Genomic DNA, 19,863 nt, shown 5'->3' with positions numbered 1-19,863 from the left:
GGGATAACTACAAATTATTCGTGTAGGAAAAAAATAATGCAAGAAATTGTAGCTGGCTGGGTGCAGCAAAGGTTAATGCATAATTTTGAAAATAATGCATTAGAAATAGCACTGAATGATTGCACTGGTGAAAAACATCAGAGCTATAGTTATCAAGAACTATTTTATGAAGTGAGTAAAGTTGCTCGAAATATAAAATATTTTTCCGGGGAAAGAGCGTTATTATTATTACCAGGGGACTCAAGTTTTATTTTTTCGTACCTAGCCTGTCTGATGGTGGGGGTTACTGCGGTACCTGTCAATTTGCCTGGTGTTAAACGGTTACAGCGAGTTAAATCTAATATTGAGCATATCCTGGATGACTGTGAACCAAACCTCATTGTTGCTTTGTCAGCGACCAAAGGAGAAATTGAAAAATTTGGTTGGGATATAAACCGAGAAGTTGTATATCTGGATGAGTTATTCGGAGAGAAACAACCACTTTGTTGGAATGACCTGTGCCCACCTACAGGCCCCGTTATGTTGCAATATTCATCGGGCTCAACGGGAAGCCCAAAAGCGGTTTGTAACTATGATAAAAATATTTATCATCAATTCGACATTATGCTTCAAGTAGAACCAACTATACAGCATATCCATACCGCAAATTGGTTACCTTTTTATCATGATCTAGGCTTGTTCTACGGTCTTATGTTCCCTTTATTGTCTGGTGGTACGTGCAGTTTTATCCGGCCAAGTCAATTTTCTGTAGAACCAGCAAAATGGTTAAACATGATAGAGCAGTATCAAGCCACAATTACCGCTGCGCCTGATTTTGCCTACCAACTGTGTGTTGATTCTATTTCAGATCTCCAAGCCAGTGAGCTGGACCTCTCATCTTTGAAGGTCGTGATGAATGCCGCTGAGCCAATTCGAGCTTCAACGATAAGGAGCTTTTCTCAAAAGTTCGAATCGTCAGGTTTCCAGTCATCTAGATTCTTACCTGCATATGGAATGGCAGAAGCCACGCTTATTGTGAGCCATAAACCTGCGAATACCTCTGCAGTAATGAAGACTTTTGATGTTGGCTGCCTTGCTGAAGGACATGCTGTTGAATCTATGTCGGGGCGGGAGTTAGTGAGTAGCGGTAGCCAGTTTAATTCTTGGCAAGTTGAGATTGTTGACCCTAATACCGGTGCTGCTTGTGAGTTGGGACAGGTTGGTGAAGTTTGGGTTCGCGGTAATAGCGTGGCGAAAGGCTATTGGAATAAAACTTCGCTCACTCAACAAACGTTTAATGCATCGATAAATGCAAGTTGTGACGATGGGGAGTATCTGCGCACCGGAGATCTGGCATTTAAGTGGGGAGGTGAATTGTATATTTGCGGCCGCTTCAAAGATGTCATTATTGTTTCTGGTGAAAACCATATGCCTAACGACCTAGAATCTACGATTGAGAGCATGTGTGATGACATCGAGGTTGGGGGGGCTTGCTTTGTTCAAGATATTGAGTCAGGTGAAATTCATGGGTTATGCGAAGTGCATCGCCATACAGAACAAAGACAATTAATAAAAATTTCAAAAACAATTAAGTCGCTTATCGCTAAAAATCATAGTTTGTCAGTGAGTCAAGTTACCCTCATCGCAAGAGGTTGCTTACAAAAAACTTCTAGCGGTAAGATCCGTCGAAGCTTGATGCTATCAGAGCTCCAAGCACAAAAATTAAAGCCACTATATATATCGTCGCTACCAGCCACTCCCGCTTTCATTACTGACATTTCTGAATATTTGCGAAATTCCCTTGAAGCTATTGTCGGTATTGAGCTATTTGGTGACAAGCAAGGTTTCACTGATGTCGGACTGACAAGTTTGCTTGCGACACAGTGGTGCGCACAAATTTCGAGTCAGCTTGGTATCTCGATTTCACCTGTACAGTTATTTGCTTATCCAAATCTATCCGCTTTTAGTCAGTTTGTTCAACAGCAACACAGGCAGCAGTCCCCAAAAGAGTTGGTGGAGGAGTTTTCATCTCGGTCAACTGATATTGCGATTATTGCAATTAGCAGTCGTTTACCAAAGCAACAAAACGCAAGTTGGGTTGAGTACGCAGATTGGCTAATTAAAGGCGAATCAGCACTAGCGAGTGTGAGTGATGAGTTACGCACATTTTCTTTACCCATAGGTGCGGTTGATAACATAGACAAGTTTGATGCTAATTTCTTTGCTATGTCTTCTCGAGAAGCCTGCTTGCTCGATCCACAACAACGCTGGTTGATGGAGTCAAGTTGGCATCTTTTTGAACAAGCGGGTTGGTTACCTTCGAAATTAAAAGGGTTGCCATTAGGTATTTTTGTCGGCCAGGGAAGCCAAGATTATAGTGATCTGTTGGCTAATCAAAACGCTCCTGAGTTTTTAAAAAGTTATTTAATTACTGGCACGAGTCGTAGTGGTAGTTCGGGTCGACTTGCTAAATATTACGGTACAAGTGGCCCAGCTATTACTATAGATACCGCTTGTTCATCATCTATCGTTGCCATTGATATGGCTGTCCAAAATATTCAATCAAAGCGTTGTGAATCTGCAATTGCTGGTGGTGTAAACCTTCTTCTCTCGTCTCAAATAGAGAGTGCTTTACAAAAAGCAGGGATGCTTTCTCCGAACGGGCGATGCGCTACTTTTAGTGCTGATGCTGATGGTTATGCTCGTGCTGAGGGTTTAGGGTTACTACTGCTAAAAGATTATGATGCAGCGATAAGAGATGGTGACCCTATTTTAGCGGTTATTGAGGCTACAGGTGTGGCACAAGACGGTGAGAGTAGTAGCTTGACGGCACCTAACCCACTTGCACAGCAAACACTGTTGAAAGAAGTACTAGCGCGCAGTGGAAGAACAGAAAATGATATTGATGCAATTGAAATGCATGGCACCGGCACACCGCTTGGCGACCCTATCGAATTAAGTGCCATTGATGGTGTTTATCAGAGTCGTATTCAACCGCTGCATTTGACTGCAGGCAAAGCGCAGTTTGGTCACCTAGAATCTGCTGCTGGTGTTGCGGGGGTGATTAGGGCGATTGCTCAAATGCGTGCACAAACTGTTTTCCCTCACCCAACGTTTAAGTCGTTTAATCCTGAGCTACGGCCTTGGATTGAACGTTATATTTTTGAGAACGACGTTCGTCCAATACCGTTAAGACGCATGGGGGTTAGTTCCTTTAGTTTTACTGGGACTTTGGGTCACATTATTATTCGTAATCATCAAGATGTGACGGACAAATCTGAGTATGTATTACCACAGATAGGGTTCCTTCCCTTAACAGCAAGTCATATTGATAGTCTTAGCCAATTGGCTAAAGCTTGGATTCAAACAATAGAATCACACCGTCACAATGCTGTTGAGCTATTCCATGCTTGGAGAGATAAACGCGAGCATCACTTACCAATCCGGCGATGTGTTCCATTTGCAGATATCGAAGACTTACTATGTAAATTAAAACAAATTGCCGTAGGTCAATCTTTCGTTCCGTCGGCATTACCAGCCGAACTTGAACAATGGTGCAATGGTGCTGATTATGACTGGTCGCACTTTAGTGAGAAAGTGACTTATCCAACCGAAATTTTATTGGCTTTACCGCTATACCCATTTAAACGAGAGAAATACTGGGTTGAACAGCAAAATACAGGTAGCAAAAGTAATATAGAGGAAGCCACTTTACCCACGAAATCAATCATTGATCATCAAGCATTCTTAACTGAATGGCTGAGCGATGTTCTACTTATCGAGCCAGGAGAAATAGGCTTAGACGCTGATTTGATTAGCTTAGGCTTGGATTCATTGCAGATGATGGATCTTGTTGATGAAGCGAAAAAGCACAATGTTGTGTTTGAACTTGTTCGGATGTATGAAGCGCCAACTTTAGCTGCGTGGTCTGCATTATGGCAATCATCAGTAAGTTGTGACCAAGTTACTGAAAAGTATCTAGATGCTAAAAAAGAACAAGATACTGAAACAGTATTAACTCACCCTTTCGAGTTGACTAGTGTTCAACAAGCGTATTGGCAAGGTAGGAACAGCACACAAACTCTTGGTGGGGTTGCATGCCAGGTCTACTTAGAGCTTGATAGTGAATGGATCGATAGTGACAAACTTCGTTTAGCGCTTGATCGCCTATATGCCCGTCATAGCATGTTACGAATGAGGATGAATAGCGATGGTCTTGGCTATATTACAGCGAATGCTCCAACGCAAATCCATGAATATGATTGGAGAACTCTTGACTGTGAATTGGCAACAAGTAAACAGGCGGGTCTGAGGCGTAATTTAGAAGCGCAGATTCTGGATTTAGAAAATGAATCTGGCTTGGCAATTAATTTAAGTCATAGTCCGCGAGGTAGTCGTCTTCACTTCAATATTGATATGGTTGTTGCTGATGCATTAAGCATTCAAATCCTGCTTGATGATCTAGCTCAGTTCTATCTCGATGATAATTGTGAACAACTTGCGCAACCAACCCTGCATTTCCCTCAATATCTATCAGCAATACGTGAGCAAGCGCATCTAGAGGCTGATCGTCAATATTGGCTAGCACAACTGCCTAGCTTGCCTTCGGCGCCGCAATTACCGTTGGCAAAACGACCGGAAGAAATCAAACAACCTGTGTTTGTTCACCGTGAATGGCGTTTAGCTGCCTATAAATGGCGAGCATTACAGCAAGCATGCCGTCAACACCGTATTACTCCCTCAATGATGTTGGCGAGTTGTTATGCGGAGACCTTAAGAGGCTGGAGTGATAATAAGGATTTTTGTTTAAATCTTACGATTTTCAACCGACGTCATACTGCCATGGATGTGTCGGGTGTTGTTGCTGATTTTACTACGCTGATGCTATTAGCATGCCGTGATGGAGAAGCATCCAATATCTTAGATAATGCAAGTGCATTGAATCGCCAATTTATGGCGAATCTTGACCATAGTGATTTCGATGCCATTCGCTTGTTAAGAGAGCTTTCCAAGCAGAGAGGCTCTCAAGTTGCCATGCCGATAGTTTTCACTAGTAACCTAGGTAATGACTTCCTTGGCGATAGTTGTCTGGGTGAGATGAATTATGTCATCTCTCAGACGCCTCAGGTTTGGATTGACTGTCAGGTAATGGAGAGAAAAGGGGAGTTGATAATAAGTTGGGATACAGTCGATGATTTATTCCCAGCCAATATGGTCGATCAGATGTTTGCTAGTATGGGGAGGCTAATCACTGAAATAGCGCAGCGACCTAACATGCTGAAACAAACGGTGCCCGCGTTTTTAACCGAAGAAGCAAGAAAAGATCGTGCTTCGAGAAACAGCAGTGACGTGATTTCGTACGCCCCTCGCACTCTCCATCAGCGATTCTTTGAATTGGCAGAGGCGCAACCTGATGCCATTGCGGTTATTGAAAATAAAGCGTCGATGTCTTATCGCCAGTTGTCAGAAAGTGCTGGTGAACTTGCCTATCGTCTCAAGCAAGAAGGTGTACTGTCTGGGGATCGTGTGGCGATTTTATTGCCAAAGGGAGCATCACAAGTTGTCGCGGTGTTGGCAATACACTTATTGGGCGCTAGTTATGTCCCCCTCGATATTGAGCAACCAGTCGCTCGGTTGAATCAAATTATTGAGCAAGCAGCAATTAAAATCGTTGTAATAAATCAGGATGCTGTGGAGGCAATTACCAACCAAGAAGCAATGGCTGGTTGGTCATTACTCGATATTGATGAACGTGGGCAAGAGCACATCATAGCAACACAAATTGCTTCGGTATCACCACACGATGTTGCTTATATTATTTATACCTCTGGCTCTACCGGTATTCCTAAAGGCGTTATTACTACCCATCAAGCTGCGGCCAATACTATTGATGATATTAATCAGCGTTATCAGTTGGTTAGTGACTGTCGAACATTTGCGTTATCGGCACTGAACTTTGATTTATCTGTTTTTGATATTTTTGGACCACTTTCTGTAGGGGGCTGCGTTGTTGTTCCTCAACAGTCAGAACGAAAAGAAGCAAAAGCGTGGATTTCATTGATTCATGAATATCAAATTACGATATGGAATAGTGTGCCTGCACTGTTCGAAATGTTGTTAATTGCAGCTGAAAATGACACTCGTCAATTGCCAAGCTCAATGACAAATGTTCTGTTGTCAGGCGACTGGGTTGGTTTGGATTTACAACCAAGATTAAATGCTTTGAACCCATCAATTCAATTGACGGCATTAGGAGGGGCAACAGAAGCTGCGATTTGGTCTAATGCTTTTGATGTCAATTACGTAGAGACGGATTGGACAAGCATCCCATACGGTTATTCATTGAGTAATCAAAGTTACCGAGTGATGGATACCTTGGGCCGAGATTGTCCTGATTGGGTGATTGGTGAGCTCTGGATTGGTGGTCAGGGGGTTGCAGAGGGGTACTTTGCTGACCCTGAAAGAACAGCAGCACAATTTATTTTCCATGATGGGCAACAGTATTACCGAACTGGTGATATGGGACGTTTTTGGTCTAACGGGATCGTTGAGTTTATTGGGCGACGAGATAACCAGGTCAAACTTAATGGCTTTAGGATTGAACTTGGGGACGTTGAACATGCGGCAGAGCAATTTTCTGGGGTGCAAAAAGCGATAGCGCTATTGCTAGATAAACCACAGAAACATATTCAACTTTTTGTTTCTAAACAGCAAGGTGAGGTGAGTGCTCTTCAAACTGAGTATGAAGCTGATATGACGCTGCTTGATACAAAGGTATCGCAACCCACACCACCAAAGCCTGTCGATCACACCGCTATTGAGCAAGCAATGGCAACGCATGTTATGCGTTTGGTGCTCGATAAGATGGTGATAGCAAATAACGTTAAACCGGGTGCGTCACTGACGCTGGATGAGTGGCTATGTAGTTTGCATATTACACCTCGTTTTCAAGCTGTATTTGAAAGCTGGTTGCATGTTCTCGTTGAAACAAAGCAATGGTCAGCTGAGCGGGGATATTGGCGTCAAGAGCAAGAAGTCGTTAGTCCAATGGTTGCCTACCAAAAGAAGGTCGCGCATATGCCTGTTCATGCTTCAATCTTATCGGCATTAGAAAATAAGGTTGATTGGTATGTTGATTTGATGCAGGGCGAGGTGAGTGAAATTACGCTTATTGATGACCCGGTGTTGACACCTGAAGCGTTAGCATTAATCCACCCTGATTTTTCATCAACGGAACAATATATTGTTGAAACAATAGTCTTACTTTCTAAGCAATTGGGTCGAGCTGTAAACGTTGTCGAACTCAATGGTAGAACGGGTCATTTAGCATCACATATATTGAATCAATGTGACGCTAGCCAGGTAAGTTACTGCGTAGCTGAACAAGCTAAGTCGGTTCTTGATCAAGCGACATTCCGATTAGCGGGCTATGGGGATCATGCTTTTGCTTGTGCATTAAGCGACGTTGAAAGGCATCAAGCTGATTTGGTGATCAGTAACAATGCACTCCATCGTTTTAATGATGTGAATGAAGGGATTAACCTAATGTCTTCACTTATCGCACCAAGTGGTCATTTTGTTGCGATAGAGACGCAAGCGCTGAGCCCTCTTGCATTATTAACGGTGACATTAATGCAGCCAGAAGCGTTAATGAGAAGCGTAGATCAAAGCCCTTATCATGATTGTCGCCGAGGGGAGTCTTCACCTCTACTTGATGCCCAACAATGGCAAACTAGTTTGCAAACTTCATCACTAAGCATGGATGTCTTGCCTGCAGTAAATAAAGCGAACTTATTAGTGATGACGGGGCGCCAGGCTGAAACTCTTGCTGTGTCGGATACCTCTCAACTGGCTGACTGGTTAGCATTACAGCTACCCAATTATATGTTGCCTCGACACATTGTCGTTTGTTCAACAATGCCTTTAACAAACAATGGCAAAATTGACCGTGCTCAACTGCGCTTATCAGCAGCCAATATTGCTATGGTTACTCATGAAGATAAACAGGATTGCGTAACCGACAATGAAAAGTGTGTTGCAGAGGTTTGGGCGCAAGTTCTTGGTGTAACACCATCACGTGCAGATAATTTCTTCCTGTTAGGAGGCGATAGTCTTCATGCAACAAGAATTACGGGGGCATTGGGCGAGGTTGGCTTTAATCGTGTGAAGTTGTCCGATGTCTTTTCACTTCCTGTGTTGAGCGACTTTGCTCGCCATTTAGAATTTGATGCAGGTGAAATTTCATCACAAATCACGTTAGTGCATAACGAGAATGAACGTTATCAACCTTTTGTGCTGACTGATGTTCAACAAGCCTACATTATGGGGCGAAACGAAGGCTTTGTGATGGGCGGTGTTGGCACACATTTCTATTCTGAATTTGAAGCTGATGGCTTTGAAGTGACGCGTCTAGAGCAAGCGCTTATGCGTTTAATTGAGCGTCATGACACCCTTCGTATTGTGTTTGATGACAAAGGGCAACAAGTTTGTATTCCGTCAGCACTTTACTGTCCGATGGAAATGGTCTCTTGTACTGAAAAGCAATGGGAAGAAGTTGTTACTCATCAACGTGAGGTGCTATCTCATCGAGTGTTAAATCCTCAGGTATGGCCGCTTTTCCACCTTACACTCATTGAGTCTGAATGTGGGAAAAAACGGCTATGTATCGGCTTAGACAATGTCATTCTTGATGGTCTTAGCATGCGGATTTTCTTTGCTGAGCTTGGAATTTTATATCGTGATTTGGAAGCCGACTTGCCAGAGTTGGGGATTACGTTCCGTGATTATCAACAGCAAGTTTATCTGCAAGAAGAGCATGAATCCCAAATAATAGCGAAGAGTTATTGGTTAAGCAGACTGCCTAGTTTACCGGAGGCTCCGCGTCTGCCGTTAAGCATGGAGCCAAATCAATTAGAGAAGCCAAGCTTCGTTCGACGCCAATCCTGCTTGTCTAAAGAATTATGGAGCCGTTTAACAGAGAAAGCACGAGAGTGTGCGATCACGCCGTCTTGTTTGTTGCTTAACTGTTATGCGCAATTATTGGCAAAATGGTCCGAATCCTCATCGCATTGCATCAATGTTACTTTGTTTGATCGCAAGCCTGTCCATGACAATATTCAGCACATTATGGGGGATTTCACCTCACTCTTGTTACTCGAGACCAATCAAATTGCAGGTGAAAGTTGGTTGCAAAGTGCTGAGCGTTTGCAACAGCAGTTATGGCAAGACTTGGAATACGCCGATGTTTCTGCTGTTTGGGTGATACGTGAGTTAGCCAAGTTAAAAGAAGTGACTGATTTGAGTATGCCTGTGGTGTTCACTAGTGCACTAGGTGCGGACACTAGCCTTGATGAGTCTTCTGAGTTAGGCATTACCCGATCTGTATGGGGCGTATCTCAAACACCCCAAGTTTGGATTGACCATCAAGTATTTGAGCAAGATGGAGAATTACACTTTAACTGGGATGTTGTCGAGGCGTTGTTCCCTGACGGCGTAGTTGATGCAATGTTTAATTCATATTGCCAATTATTGGAGCAACTTGCTGACTGTGATTGGTCACAGCCATCGCCAATAGCGTTACCTGCATCACAGCGAGAAGTTCGCACTCTTGTTAACAGCACTCAGGACGTGGTGCCTCTGCGAGCAATGCACATTAGTGTGTATGAAAAAATGCAAGCAACACCTGAGGCGACGGCGATTGTCGCTAATGGTCAGCGCTATAAGTATCGAGATCTGCATACAAAAGTGAGTCAGGCAGCGTACCAGTTGCAAAAACATGGAATTGCTAAAGGTGATTGCGTTGGTGTCATGTTGCCGCGCTCTATCGAGCAGATTGCTTCTGTCCTTGCAATTCAGTGGATTGGAGCGGCTTATGTACCATTAGCAACTGATTGGCCAAAAGTTCGAGTTGAGTCTGTATTGGCGCAAGCATGCATCAAGTTCGTGATTTGTGACCGCAACGAGTTGTTTGAGAATGGTGGCCAAGGGATCAATGTTGAAAGCTTGCTGGCTTCTGAAGAAGCTTTGGTTGAGCCCCTTCAGAGCACGCTTGATGAGTTGGCTTATGTGATCTTCACCTCAGGCAGTACAGGAACACCGAAAGGGGTTGCGATCACTCATGGCGCGGCCATGAATACTATTGAAGCGATCAATCGCCAGCACAATGTAACTGCAGATGACAGTGTCTTAGCGCTATCAGCCTTGTATTTCGATTTATCGGTATATGACATTTTTGGCTTGCTGTCTGTTGGCGGGAAATTGGTGCTTATCAACGATGAGCAAACCAGAGACGTTGGCGTTTGGTTAGAGTTGGTTCAGCAGCATCAAATTACCTTGTGGAATACCGTACCAGCATTGTTAGAAATGCTTTTGATGGGGAATGAGTCACAGGCTGAATGTCAGCTATTGACCTCATTGCGCTGCGTTATGTTGTCAGGTGATTGGATCAATCTGGAATTACCTGAACGCTTACGTCGTAACAGTTGTCTTGCCAAATTTGTGGCGATGGGAGGTGCGACTGAAGCTGCAATTTGGTCGAACTATTGTGTTGTTCAGCAAGTTGAAAAGCAATGGCGTTCAATTCCTTATGGTAAGCCTTTACCAAATCAATGTTTTAGAGTTGCAAGTGATATTGGTGATGACTGCCCTGATTGGGTTGCCGGTGAACTATGGATTGGGGGAGATGGTGTCGCCCAAGGTTACATTGGTAATAAGGAATTAACTCAGCAGCAGTTCTGTGAACATCAATCACAACGTTGGTATCGAACCGGTGATATAGGGCGCTACTGGCCTGATGGAACTATAGAGTTCCTTGGGCGTCGTGACCACCAGGTTAAAGTGGCAGGGCTGCGTATTGAACTCGGTGAAATAGTGAAAGCACTTAAGTCATGCGCTGGAGTGAAAGATGCGATTGTATTGATTGAGCATCATGATTCTCGTCCTAAGATTCATGCTTATTTGTTGTCGAATATGGCCGTCGAACTTTCGATTATTCAGCCGCAATTATTAAATTATTTACCAAGTTACTCTATGCCTGATGGCTACGCCGTACTTCAAGAATGGCCACTCACAGCTAACGGTAAAGTCGATCGAAATGTATTAAAAACCTTGGAACTTTCAATTTCTAATGAGAGTGAGTTTGTTGCACCAAGTACAGATGAAGAGATTGTTCTGACTCAAGCAATGCAACAAGTTCTTGGTATTAATACGCCAATTAGCGCGAGCGATAACTTCTTTGCCTTAGGCGGAGATTCATTTGTTGCGATTCAGCTAGCTAGCACACTCCAACAACAGCACGGTATTACTTTGCCACTTCACGCTGTGTTTAATTTACAAACGATTTCACGTATTGCACTTGCTCTTGAAACCTCAGAAAAAGAGAGCAACGAGGTTGATTTTGAGGAAGGAACCTTATGAAAAAAGGAACAACATTAATGTCACCATTAGCGTTACTGCAACAGTTAGAAGCTAAGAAAGCCGAGTTTTGGCTTGAAGCTGACGCCTTGAAGTTCAGAGCCCCTCAAGGTGTAATGACCAAAGAGGTTGTTGAGCAGCTGAAAGCAGTAAAAAGTGAATTAATAACAATACTAAAAGAGCGTGAATTGGGCGCTGTTCTTTGTCCTAGTACGAAAGATAAATATGAGATTTTTCCGGTAAATGATGTACAGGCCGCTTATCTTATTGGACGGCAAAATGTGTTTGAGTTCGGTGGCACAGGCTGCCACGGTTACTTTGAGCTCGAATTTGCACATCTTGATGTTGAGAAGCTAAACCAAGCTTGGAATAAGCTCATTGAACGCCATGAGATGTTGCGAGCTATAGTCTTTTCTAATGGTACTCAGCAAATACTATCACAAGTACCTGAGTATAAGATTGAATGTGATTTGCAAACTGATACGAGGTTAACGTATCGGGCAAACATGTCCCATCGCGTTTATGACACTGAAGCATGGCCTCTGTTTGACTTAAAAGTAAGCGAGTCGGAAGGTAAATCATACCTGCATTTTAGTATTGACCTATTGATTGCAGACTTTATGAGTATTCAGGTGATTTTGTCTGAGTTGATTCATTTTTATCATGAGTCTGAATTGGTGCTAGCGCCTATTAGCTTATCGTTCAAAGATGTCATGGAGTTTGAAAAGCGACAGAAGCTGACAGACAAATATGCGCAAGCGAGACAATACTGGCAAGACCGAGTGCCTCATTTGCCAATGGCACCAGAGTTATCACTCCTCGCTGATATTAATGATGGTTTGACGTCGGAAGTTAAGAAAGAAACACCGCATTTCACTCGCCATGAAATGCAATTAGCGCCAAAGCAATGGGCTGAACTCGAAAGTCAATGTAATCATCAAGGGGTTAGTCCTTCATCGCTATTACTGACGCTCTTTAGTGAAGTGTTAGCTAAGTGGTCTAAATCAAAACATTTTTGCTTGAACATGACGGTAATGAATCGTGAACCGATCCATCCAGATTTACTCAACATGGTGGGGGATTTCACGAGTGTCAACTTGCTGGAAGTGAATCTTACGGAGTCACGAACCTTATTAGCACAAGTGAAAGAGCAGCAGAATCAATTGTGGCAAGACTTAGAGTATAAAGCGTTTAGTGGCGTTGAGGTTATGCGTGAAATAGCCCGACAACGTGGTGCTGATTATGCTCGCATGCCAATAGTCTTCACGAGTGCATTAGTCGGTAGTAATAGAGAGCAAGTTTCAGAGACCAAATCTCAGTACGAGATGGGGATGGAAGTTGCATATGGTATTAGTCAAACGCCTCAAGTTTGGATTGATTGCCAACTTATGAATCGAGACCGCAGTTTGTACATCAATTGGGATGTACTTGACGGCATATTCCCTGACTCAATGATCGAGTCAATGTTTACATGTTTTGAAGGTGCGATTGAACAAGTCATTGCTGGTGGACTTCAGCAGTGGGATCAAGCTACTCGCCTTGCTTTACCGAATAAACAACAACAGGTTCGCGAACAGGTAAATAATACGATTAAACCTGTTGCTGAATCTATGTTGCATCAACTGGTGTTAGAGCAAGCAGTGTTAACGCCTGATGCGACAGCACTGGTTACGCCCGAACAAACACTGACATACGATGAGCTGATCGTTCGTTCAAAGTCACTGGCGAGCAAGTTACCAAAGGGAGCTCGTATTGCGATTGCGATTGATAAAAGTGTTGAACAAGTTGTTTCAACATTAGCAACGTTATTAGCTGATGGGGTGTATTTACCGCTTGACGTTAGTCAGCCGGTTTCTCGTATGAAGCAAATTCTGTTTGATGCCGATGTAGAGTTGGTGTTGACGCGCTCAAATGAACTTGCCCAACAGCTAGCAGACGATGGGTTTGAGGCCGTCAATATTTGTGATGCGCAAGCGCTACAAGGTCGTGTTCATAACATTGGCAGTACAGAGATAACTCAGTCATCTGAACGACTGGCTTACATTATTTATACCTCTGGTAGTACAGGAAGCCCCAAAGGTGTCATGGTAAGTCATCAAGCGGCTGTGAATACTGTGGTCGATATCAATCGTCGCTTTGAAATTACAGCAAGCGATGTGGTGTTTGGATTGGCTAAACTAAGTTTTGATCTCTCCGTTTATGACATCTTTGGTACCTTAGCTTGTGGTGCTACATTGGTGTTACCTTGCGAGAAAGATATCCAAAACCCAGCAGAATGGACTCGTCAAATTCGAGAACATAACGTCAGTGTTTGGAACTCTGTACCTGCGCAGATGACAATGTTAACGCGATATTTAGCCGACGAATCACTACCTACGCTGGATAGTATTAAATGCGTAATGATGTCTGGTGATTGGATTCCGGTCGCATTACCTAAAGCAATTGCTACCTTGATACCTGACGCCCGACTATACAGCTTAGGTGGCGCGACAGAGGCCGCTATTTGGTCTATATATTTCCCAATTGATCCTACCTTTGATTATTACACTTCTATTCCTTACGGTACTCCGTTATCAAATCAGATGTTTGCTGTACTGGATGATAAAGGTATGGCCTGCCCTGACTGGGTTGCTGGTGAACTGTGTATTGGCGGTAGCGGGGTAGCGCTCGGGTACTGGCAAGATGAAGAGAAAACGGCTGCCCATTTCTTCCAAGATGCGAATACCGGAACACCTTGGTATCGAACGGGTGACCGAGCTTATTACCGAGATGATGGTGTGATCGTGTTTGTTGGTCGTGATGACAACCAAGTAAAAGTACGAGGATATCGAGTTGAGCTTGGTGAAATAGAATCAGCGCTTGAGCGTCAATCATCAGTATCTCAAGCTGTCGTCTTAGCGCGAGGAGATAAGCATAATTATCACCTTCAAGCTTACATTGAGCCGGCTATTTACCAAAATGATGCAAAAAGTACTTTGTTCTCGCATCAATTTGCAGAGACGGAAACCGAGTTAACTTTGACGGCAGAAGCTATTCGGCAAACAGTGCCAGAGAAGTCGGTAACAGACTTTGTTTATTATTTAGATAGAGTCGCTTTGCTCCATATGGTTCAAGCATTGCAATCAAGTGGAGGATTAGGTGAAGATCAACAGAAAAACATCGATGACATGATTGCTGATGGTAATTATGCGCCTCGTCATAAACAATTATTAAGTCGATGGCTAAAAGCGCTTATTGAAAATCAGCTAGCACGACATGATGGAGAAACATACGCTTTACTACAGCAAGTGAGCGAAGATGATATCTCGTTATGTTGGAAAGGATGTTACGAAGCACTGGAGTGTTTGGATGGTGATAAAGGCTTAGTTAACTACCTTGAGCGAAGTAGTCAATGTTTGCCTGAGTTACTGCGAGATAAGGCCGATCCTCTCGATTTGTTGTTTCCTGATGGCAAGTTAGATGTCGCGACATCAACTTATCAAAATAACTTGATCAGCAAAATGATGAATAAAATGTTGATCACAGCGGCGTTAAGTAAAGTAAAGCATTTAGCTGAACGTGCTCAGCCAATTCGTATCCTAGAGATTGGTGCTGGCGTTGGTGGTACAAGTAACGAGCTTATTCCGGCTCTAGCAGCACATAATGTCGAGTATACCTTTACTGATGTTTCATCATTTTTCCTCAATGAAGCTAAGCTTCGTTATCAAGATTATGATTTTGTTGATTATCGCTTATACGATTTCAATCAACCTGCGTTAGAGCAAGGTTTTGATTGCGGTCAGTATGATCTGGTTGTTTCTTCTAATGTGTTACACAACGCAGTTGTTGCGCGTGAAGGGTTAAATCACTTACGTGAGTTAATGAAGCCAGGGGCTTGGTTACTTGTAATTGAGGCGACAAGAGATAATTACCAACTTATGACTTCAATGGAATTCAAACATGGCTTGACCGCTCATAATGATGAACGTTTAGCATTAAATTCTCCATTTATGCCTCAGGAACGTTGGTTAAACGCAATGTCGGATGTAGGGGCTGAGCAGTTATTTGCGTTCCCTAATAATCAAGAAGCCTTATATCAATTAGGTCAAAGTTTTATGCTGGCCCAATTCAATGGTCAGAAGCATGAATGTGATAAGACTGAAATCTTAGAACAGCTTAGTAAAGAGTTACCTAGTTATATGGTACCTGCACAATTGGCTGTCTTAGACCGTTTTCCGCTTACAAATAACGGTAAAATAGATAGAAAGGCGTTACCTGAAATTATAGGCCATCAAGAGACTCTACAAAACGAGGTATCAGAAGACCTTGATCAACTTGAGACGTTATTACTATCGTCATGTCGGGATGTGATTGGTAACCCTAATATGGGGCCAAATGATGATTTCTTTGGTGCGGGTGGTGACTCATTATTGATAACGCAGTGGGTGAGTAGGATCCGCCAAGAATTAGGTGAAGAATTTGTTCCCTGGGAAGGGACACTTCGCCAGGTATTGCAAACCCCCACTATTAAAGAGCTTGCGATCTTCTTACGAAAACAAACGCCAATTCAGCAGCACTGCAGTGCGATTGAAGATAGTTCAACGGCTTTGCAGCGTATTAAAGAAGGTGACGGCGCACCTATCATTATTCTTCATGATGGTAGCGGCACTGTAATGCCTTGCTTAGCACTCGTAGAGCAACTTACAGCGCCAGTTTATGGCATTAGTGTTCAGGATAGACAGCAATATTTAACCATTCCAAGTGAACATTTGATCGTTGAATTAGCTGATCAATACAAAGCCTTATTGGAAGATAATTTTGACTTGTCTAAATGCCATCTTTTTGGTTTTTGTATGGGGGGGTTAATTGCTTTTGAGCTGGCAAGACAAGCGATGGAATGTGGCTCTCCGTTCGCATCATTGACGATCGCAAGTAGTTATCAAATTCCGTACAAAGTAAATGACCCTATGATGACGGATGTCGCTCTTGCTAAAGAACTGAATGTACCAAACCCTTGGAGCGGTATTGATTTACTTCAGCTTGAGCAAACTTATTTGGCTTTATTAGCCACTAAGCCTAATCAAATTAATATTGAAGATGTAGTGGCTAAAGCTAAACAGCTCGGCTTTGATAAACTCTCACTAAATTATGCGAGTTACGCAAAAGCAAATGAAGCACAGCGTATCGCTTATTTCCAAACAGTACTTGATATCCAATCAAATCAGCAAACGGCAAAAGTAGGAGATATTTCTCAGCTCTATCCAGTGTTCCATCACAGTTTGCAGGCTGTGACTCATTATGAACCATCTTTTTATAGTGGTGATTTCACTTTCGCTTGTCAGCAAGATGAAACTTATTTACTGCCCACGCTTAAAGCCGATATGCATGACTTTTGGCTGCAATATAGTGTTGGTGACATTGATGTTATTTCACTTGAAGGTGATCACTTCACCTGTATGCAATCATCTCAAGTATTACCTCTAGCTAAGCACTTAAACACAGTTGCTATGCAAGGAGGAAAGCATGAATAGAGTCGCCATCTTCGGAGCTTGTGGTGAAGTGGGACAACATATAGACCAAGCGCTTTGTGCGCTTGGTTATCAAGTTACGCGAATAGGACGGCAGCCACGTCCTGACTTAACACATTATAGGATTGTTGATTTGTATGATCAGAAGGAGGTGGCAGCTGTTTGCCATCATCATGATTTGATCATAAATGCAGCAGGGCCTGCGTCGGCGATTCGAGACAATATAGCTCGCGTTGCAATAGACACTCATACCTTATATGTCGATGTAGGGGGGGAGCAGGATGTTTTCGGTCACGTTCAGCAGCAGTTGCAGGGTCGAGACTTACCAGTTAGCTGTGTTTTTGGAGCAGGTTTTGTTCCCGGTTTTACCTCGTTGCTTCCTTTTATTGCCAAAGAAAAGCTACAAGAACTGCACAGTATCGAGCTTTATGTAGGGGGTATTGAAGCATTTACATCAACGTCTGCGATAGATTTTATTGCAAGCTTAGGGAGTAATGATGCTTTTAGCGGGGTGGTAATTAGAGATGATATAAAGGTGAGAGAGGGGACAAGAGAGGGGTATCAACCACTACCTGAGGGAAAAGAATTTACCGCATTACCTTATTTGAGTGCTGAGCATCAACGCGTCGCTAACACACTTTCAATATCTAACTTCGCGGCCTTTAATTTAGTCGCTGATCGACAGTTATTAATGTCAGCAAATGAAAGTGCTAAGGAGCAAACTGCAGCGTTAGTTAGTCTGAGTCAATCCATGGTTCAGAAGTATGGTACTCAGCAATATTGCGTAATGGATGTGCAAGGTTGGATTGCTCAACAGCCAGTTAATTTAACGCTTCGTTGTAAGTTTAATGATGGCTATCGAATGACGGGAATGGTCGCCGCTTTTACTGCGCACCAATTGTTAACGCAATCATCATCTCATTTAAATAATGGGGTGTTTTGGCTTTCTGAAATAGTTGAAACAGGTCATTTAATCTCGTTTTTGCACGAACAAAATATGTTTAGTCATTGGGACCTCTCGATTGAGCCTAATTATGAATTGGCGTTTGAAGAGGGAGCTTTGTGATGAAAACATATCGTGTTGTTGTATGTGGAACGCTTTTTGGTCAGGTATACCTTTCCGCATTTAAACGCCAATTCCCAGGGTTTGAACTTGCCGGAATTTTAGCAAGAGGAAGTGAACGATCCTTAACAATAGCTAAGGAGTATGGTGTGCCTTTATATCGTGAGGTGTCAGAATTACCTCAAGATATTGATATTGCATGTGTTGTTGTTCGTTCTGCAATTGTAGGGGGGGCTGGGTCACAACTTGCCCGCGCATTATTAGAAAAAGGCATACATGTTCTGCAAGAGCATCCCGTTTATGAAAAAGATGTCGTGGAATGCTTAAAGTTAGCGAGGAAAAACGGATGTCATTACCAAATTAATACTCATTATCCTAATGTGCCAGCTGTTCGCCACTTTGTTGAGTACTTAAAGAAAGCGCGTGAAACTCAGCAGCCTTGCTTTATTGAAGCGACCTGTGGAGTACAAGTGATTTGCGGCTTGCTCGATATGTTGGGACAGGCATTAGGAGGGGTTACGCCATTTGAGTTCCATTCTAATGTTGATTGGTCTGAGGTGAGAAAATTAAAGTCGGAGCTATTACCGCCTTATCAAGTAATTCACGGTGTTTTTGCTGGGATTCCGCTCATCTTGAAGATTCAGAACCAGTTGGATCCAGGCGACCCTGATAACCATTTCCACATTATGCATCGCATTACTGTGGGGTTACCGAGTGGCAATTTGGTGTTAGTTAACACACATGGCCCAGTGCTATGGAATAGAGCTTTTCATATACCTCGAACCCCTGAGGAAAATGGGATGAGAGAGTTGCTCGATAAACAACAAGCGCCAGAGTTTTATCAGCCCGCTTCTTGCGAGTTTCTATACAAAGAAATGCCAAGCTTAGAAGAAATTATTGACGAACACTGGCCAGAGGCAATCAGAACAGCATTACATAGCATGGTAAGTAATATTGAATCACCAACCCCTGCATCAGCACAGTTCTTACTAGGACAAGCATCAGTATGGCGATCTTTAATGGGGTGCATTGGGAATCCTGAAGTCATTTCGGCGCAAGAGCCAATGTTAACGAGCCCTTCTATTGAAGGTTGGTTGGTTGAATATCATCAGGAGAGTGAAAATGCATAAGCAATTGAAACTCATCAAACCAGGCACACGTAGGCAGCTAATCTGTTTTCACTTTGCTGGAGGGAATGCGGAATATTTCATGCCGTGGCGTGACCATATTGATGAGCATACCGCTGTATATGCAGTGCAACTCTCAGGTCGTGGTCATCGACTATCAGAAAAACTCAAGACTTGCTTACATCAGTGTGCTGATGAGGTTGCGCAAAGTTTATCTTTTTTGCCTCATCGCCCCACCTCCTTTTTTGGGCACAGTATGGGTGCCGCTTTGGCGTTTGAAACCGCAATACGCTGGGAGCAGCAGGGTCGTAAATTGGCGCATTTCTTTGCTTCAGGACGAATTCCACCGCATAAAAGTAGAGGGACCAATTACCATAAGCAAAGTGATGATGCTTTGGTTAACAAAATCATGGGGTTGGGGGGAACATCAGAGGTTGTGTTTGATAACCCAGCCCTTAGAAAGTTAATGCTACCCATTATTCGTGCTGATTTTGAGGCAATAGAAAGCTATCAACGAGACTCTTTACCAACACTTTCTTGTCCTCTTAGTGCTTTGCTGGGTGAGGGAGATACAGAAGTAACAGAAAGTGAAATTCTAGATTGGTCATTAGCAACTACGGGGGAGTTTGATTTTCAGCGTTTCTCTGGTGGGCATTTTTACCTTAATAACCTCTGCCCTACATTGTTTGACTACCTTAAAAATAAAATGTCTTAGTTCTTTATTGGGGGCGTAAGGTGAAATTTTACGCTTTTGTTTTTTATTTCTTTATATAGG

General features: G+C 43.0%; 5 protein-coding genes. All 5 read left to right on the top strand.

Annotated elements, in window-relative coordinates; all coding sequences use genetic code 11:
* Positions 1-36: 36 nt before the first annotated feature.
* From ACTRWI_RS10075 to ACTRWI_RS10055, 5 genes are read left to right on the top strand one after another with little or no spacing between them, the layout of a single operon-like run.
* The gene (locus ACTRWI_RS10075; protein ID WP_499131008.1) at positions 37-11,394 is read left to right on the top strand and encodes an amino acid adenylation domain-containing protein; all 11,358 of its coding nucleotides are present in this window, start codon (positions 37-39) and stop codon (positions 11,392-11,394) included.
* Positions 11,391-16,901, top strand: a complete 5,511-nt coding sequence (locus tag ACTRWI_RS10070) for an amino acid adenylation domain-containing protein (RefSeq protein WP_499131005.1) — start codon at positions 11,391-11,393, stop codon at positions 16,899-16,901. The genes ACTRWI_RS10075 and ACTRWI_RS10070 overlap by 4 nt, the downstream gene beginning before the upstream one ends.
* Entirely contained in the window at positions 16,894-17,964 is a 1,071-nt protein-coding gene (locus ACTRWI_RS10065) for an NAD-dependent epimerase/dehydratase family protein (RefSeq protein ID WP_499131003.1), read from the top strand. The genes ACTRWI_RS10070 and ACTRWI_RS10065 overlap by 8 nt, the downstream gene beginning before the upstream one ends.
* Positions 17,964-19,091, top strand: coding sequence for a Gfo/Idh/MocA family oxidoreductase (locus ACTRWI_RS10060; protein WP_004737537.1), 1,128 nt, complete (start codon positions 17,964-17,966; stop codon positions 19,089-19,091). Before ACTRWI_RS10065 ends, ACTRWI_RS10060 begins: the two co-directional genes overlap by 1 nt.
* Entirely contained in the window at positions 19,084-19,803 is a 720-nt protein-coding gene (locus ACTRWI_RS10055) for a thioesterase II family protein (RefSeq protein ID WP_004737538.1), read from the top strand. The genes ACTRWI_RS10060 and ACTRWI_RS10055 overlap by 8 nt, the downstream gene beginning before the upstream one ends.
* The last annotated feature ends 60 nt before the right edge of the window (positions 19,804-19,863 follow it).

It is taken from the genome of Pseudoalteromonas sp. G5_S1_14_S5, from assembly GCF_054968605.1.
Note: the sequence above shows the minus strand (reverse complement) of the source record. Positions and strands in the feature narration are given on the sequence as shown.

Excerpts from the sequence above, each read along its gene's own strand:
- ACTRWI_RS10070 (WP_499131005.1), top strand. The coding sequence starts at position 11,391 with ATGAAAAAAGGAACAACATTAATGTCACCATTAGCGTTACTGCAACAG.
- ACTRWI_RS10060 (WP_004737537.1), top strand. The coding sequence starts at position 17,964 with ATGAAAACATATCGTGTTGTTGTATGTGGAACGCTTTTTGGTCAGGTA.
- ACTRWI_RS10065 (WP_499131003.1), top strand. The coding sequence starts at position 16,894 with ATGAATAGAGTCGCCATCTTCGGAGCTTGTGGTGAAGTGGGACAACAT.
- ACTRWI_RS10055 (WP_004737538.1), top strand. The coding sequence starts at position 19,084 with ATGCATAAGCAATTGAAACTCATCAAACCAGGCACACGTAGGCAGCTA.
- ACTRWI_RS10075 (WP_499131008.1), top strand. The coding sequence starts at position 37 with ATGCAAGAAATTGTAGCTGGCTGGGTGCAGCAAAGGTTAATGCATAAT.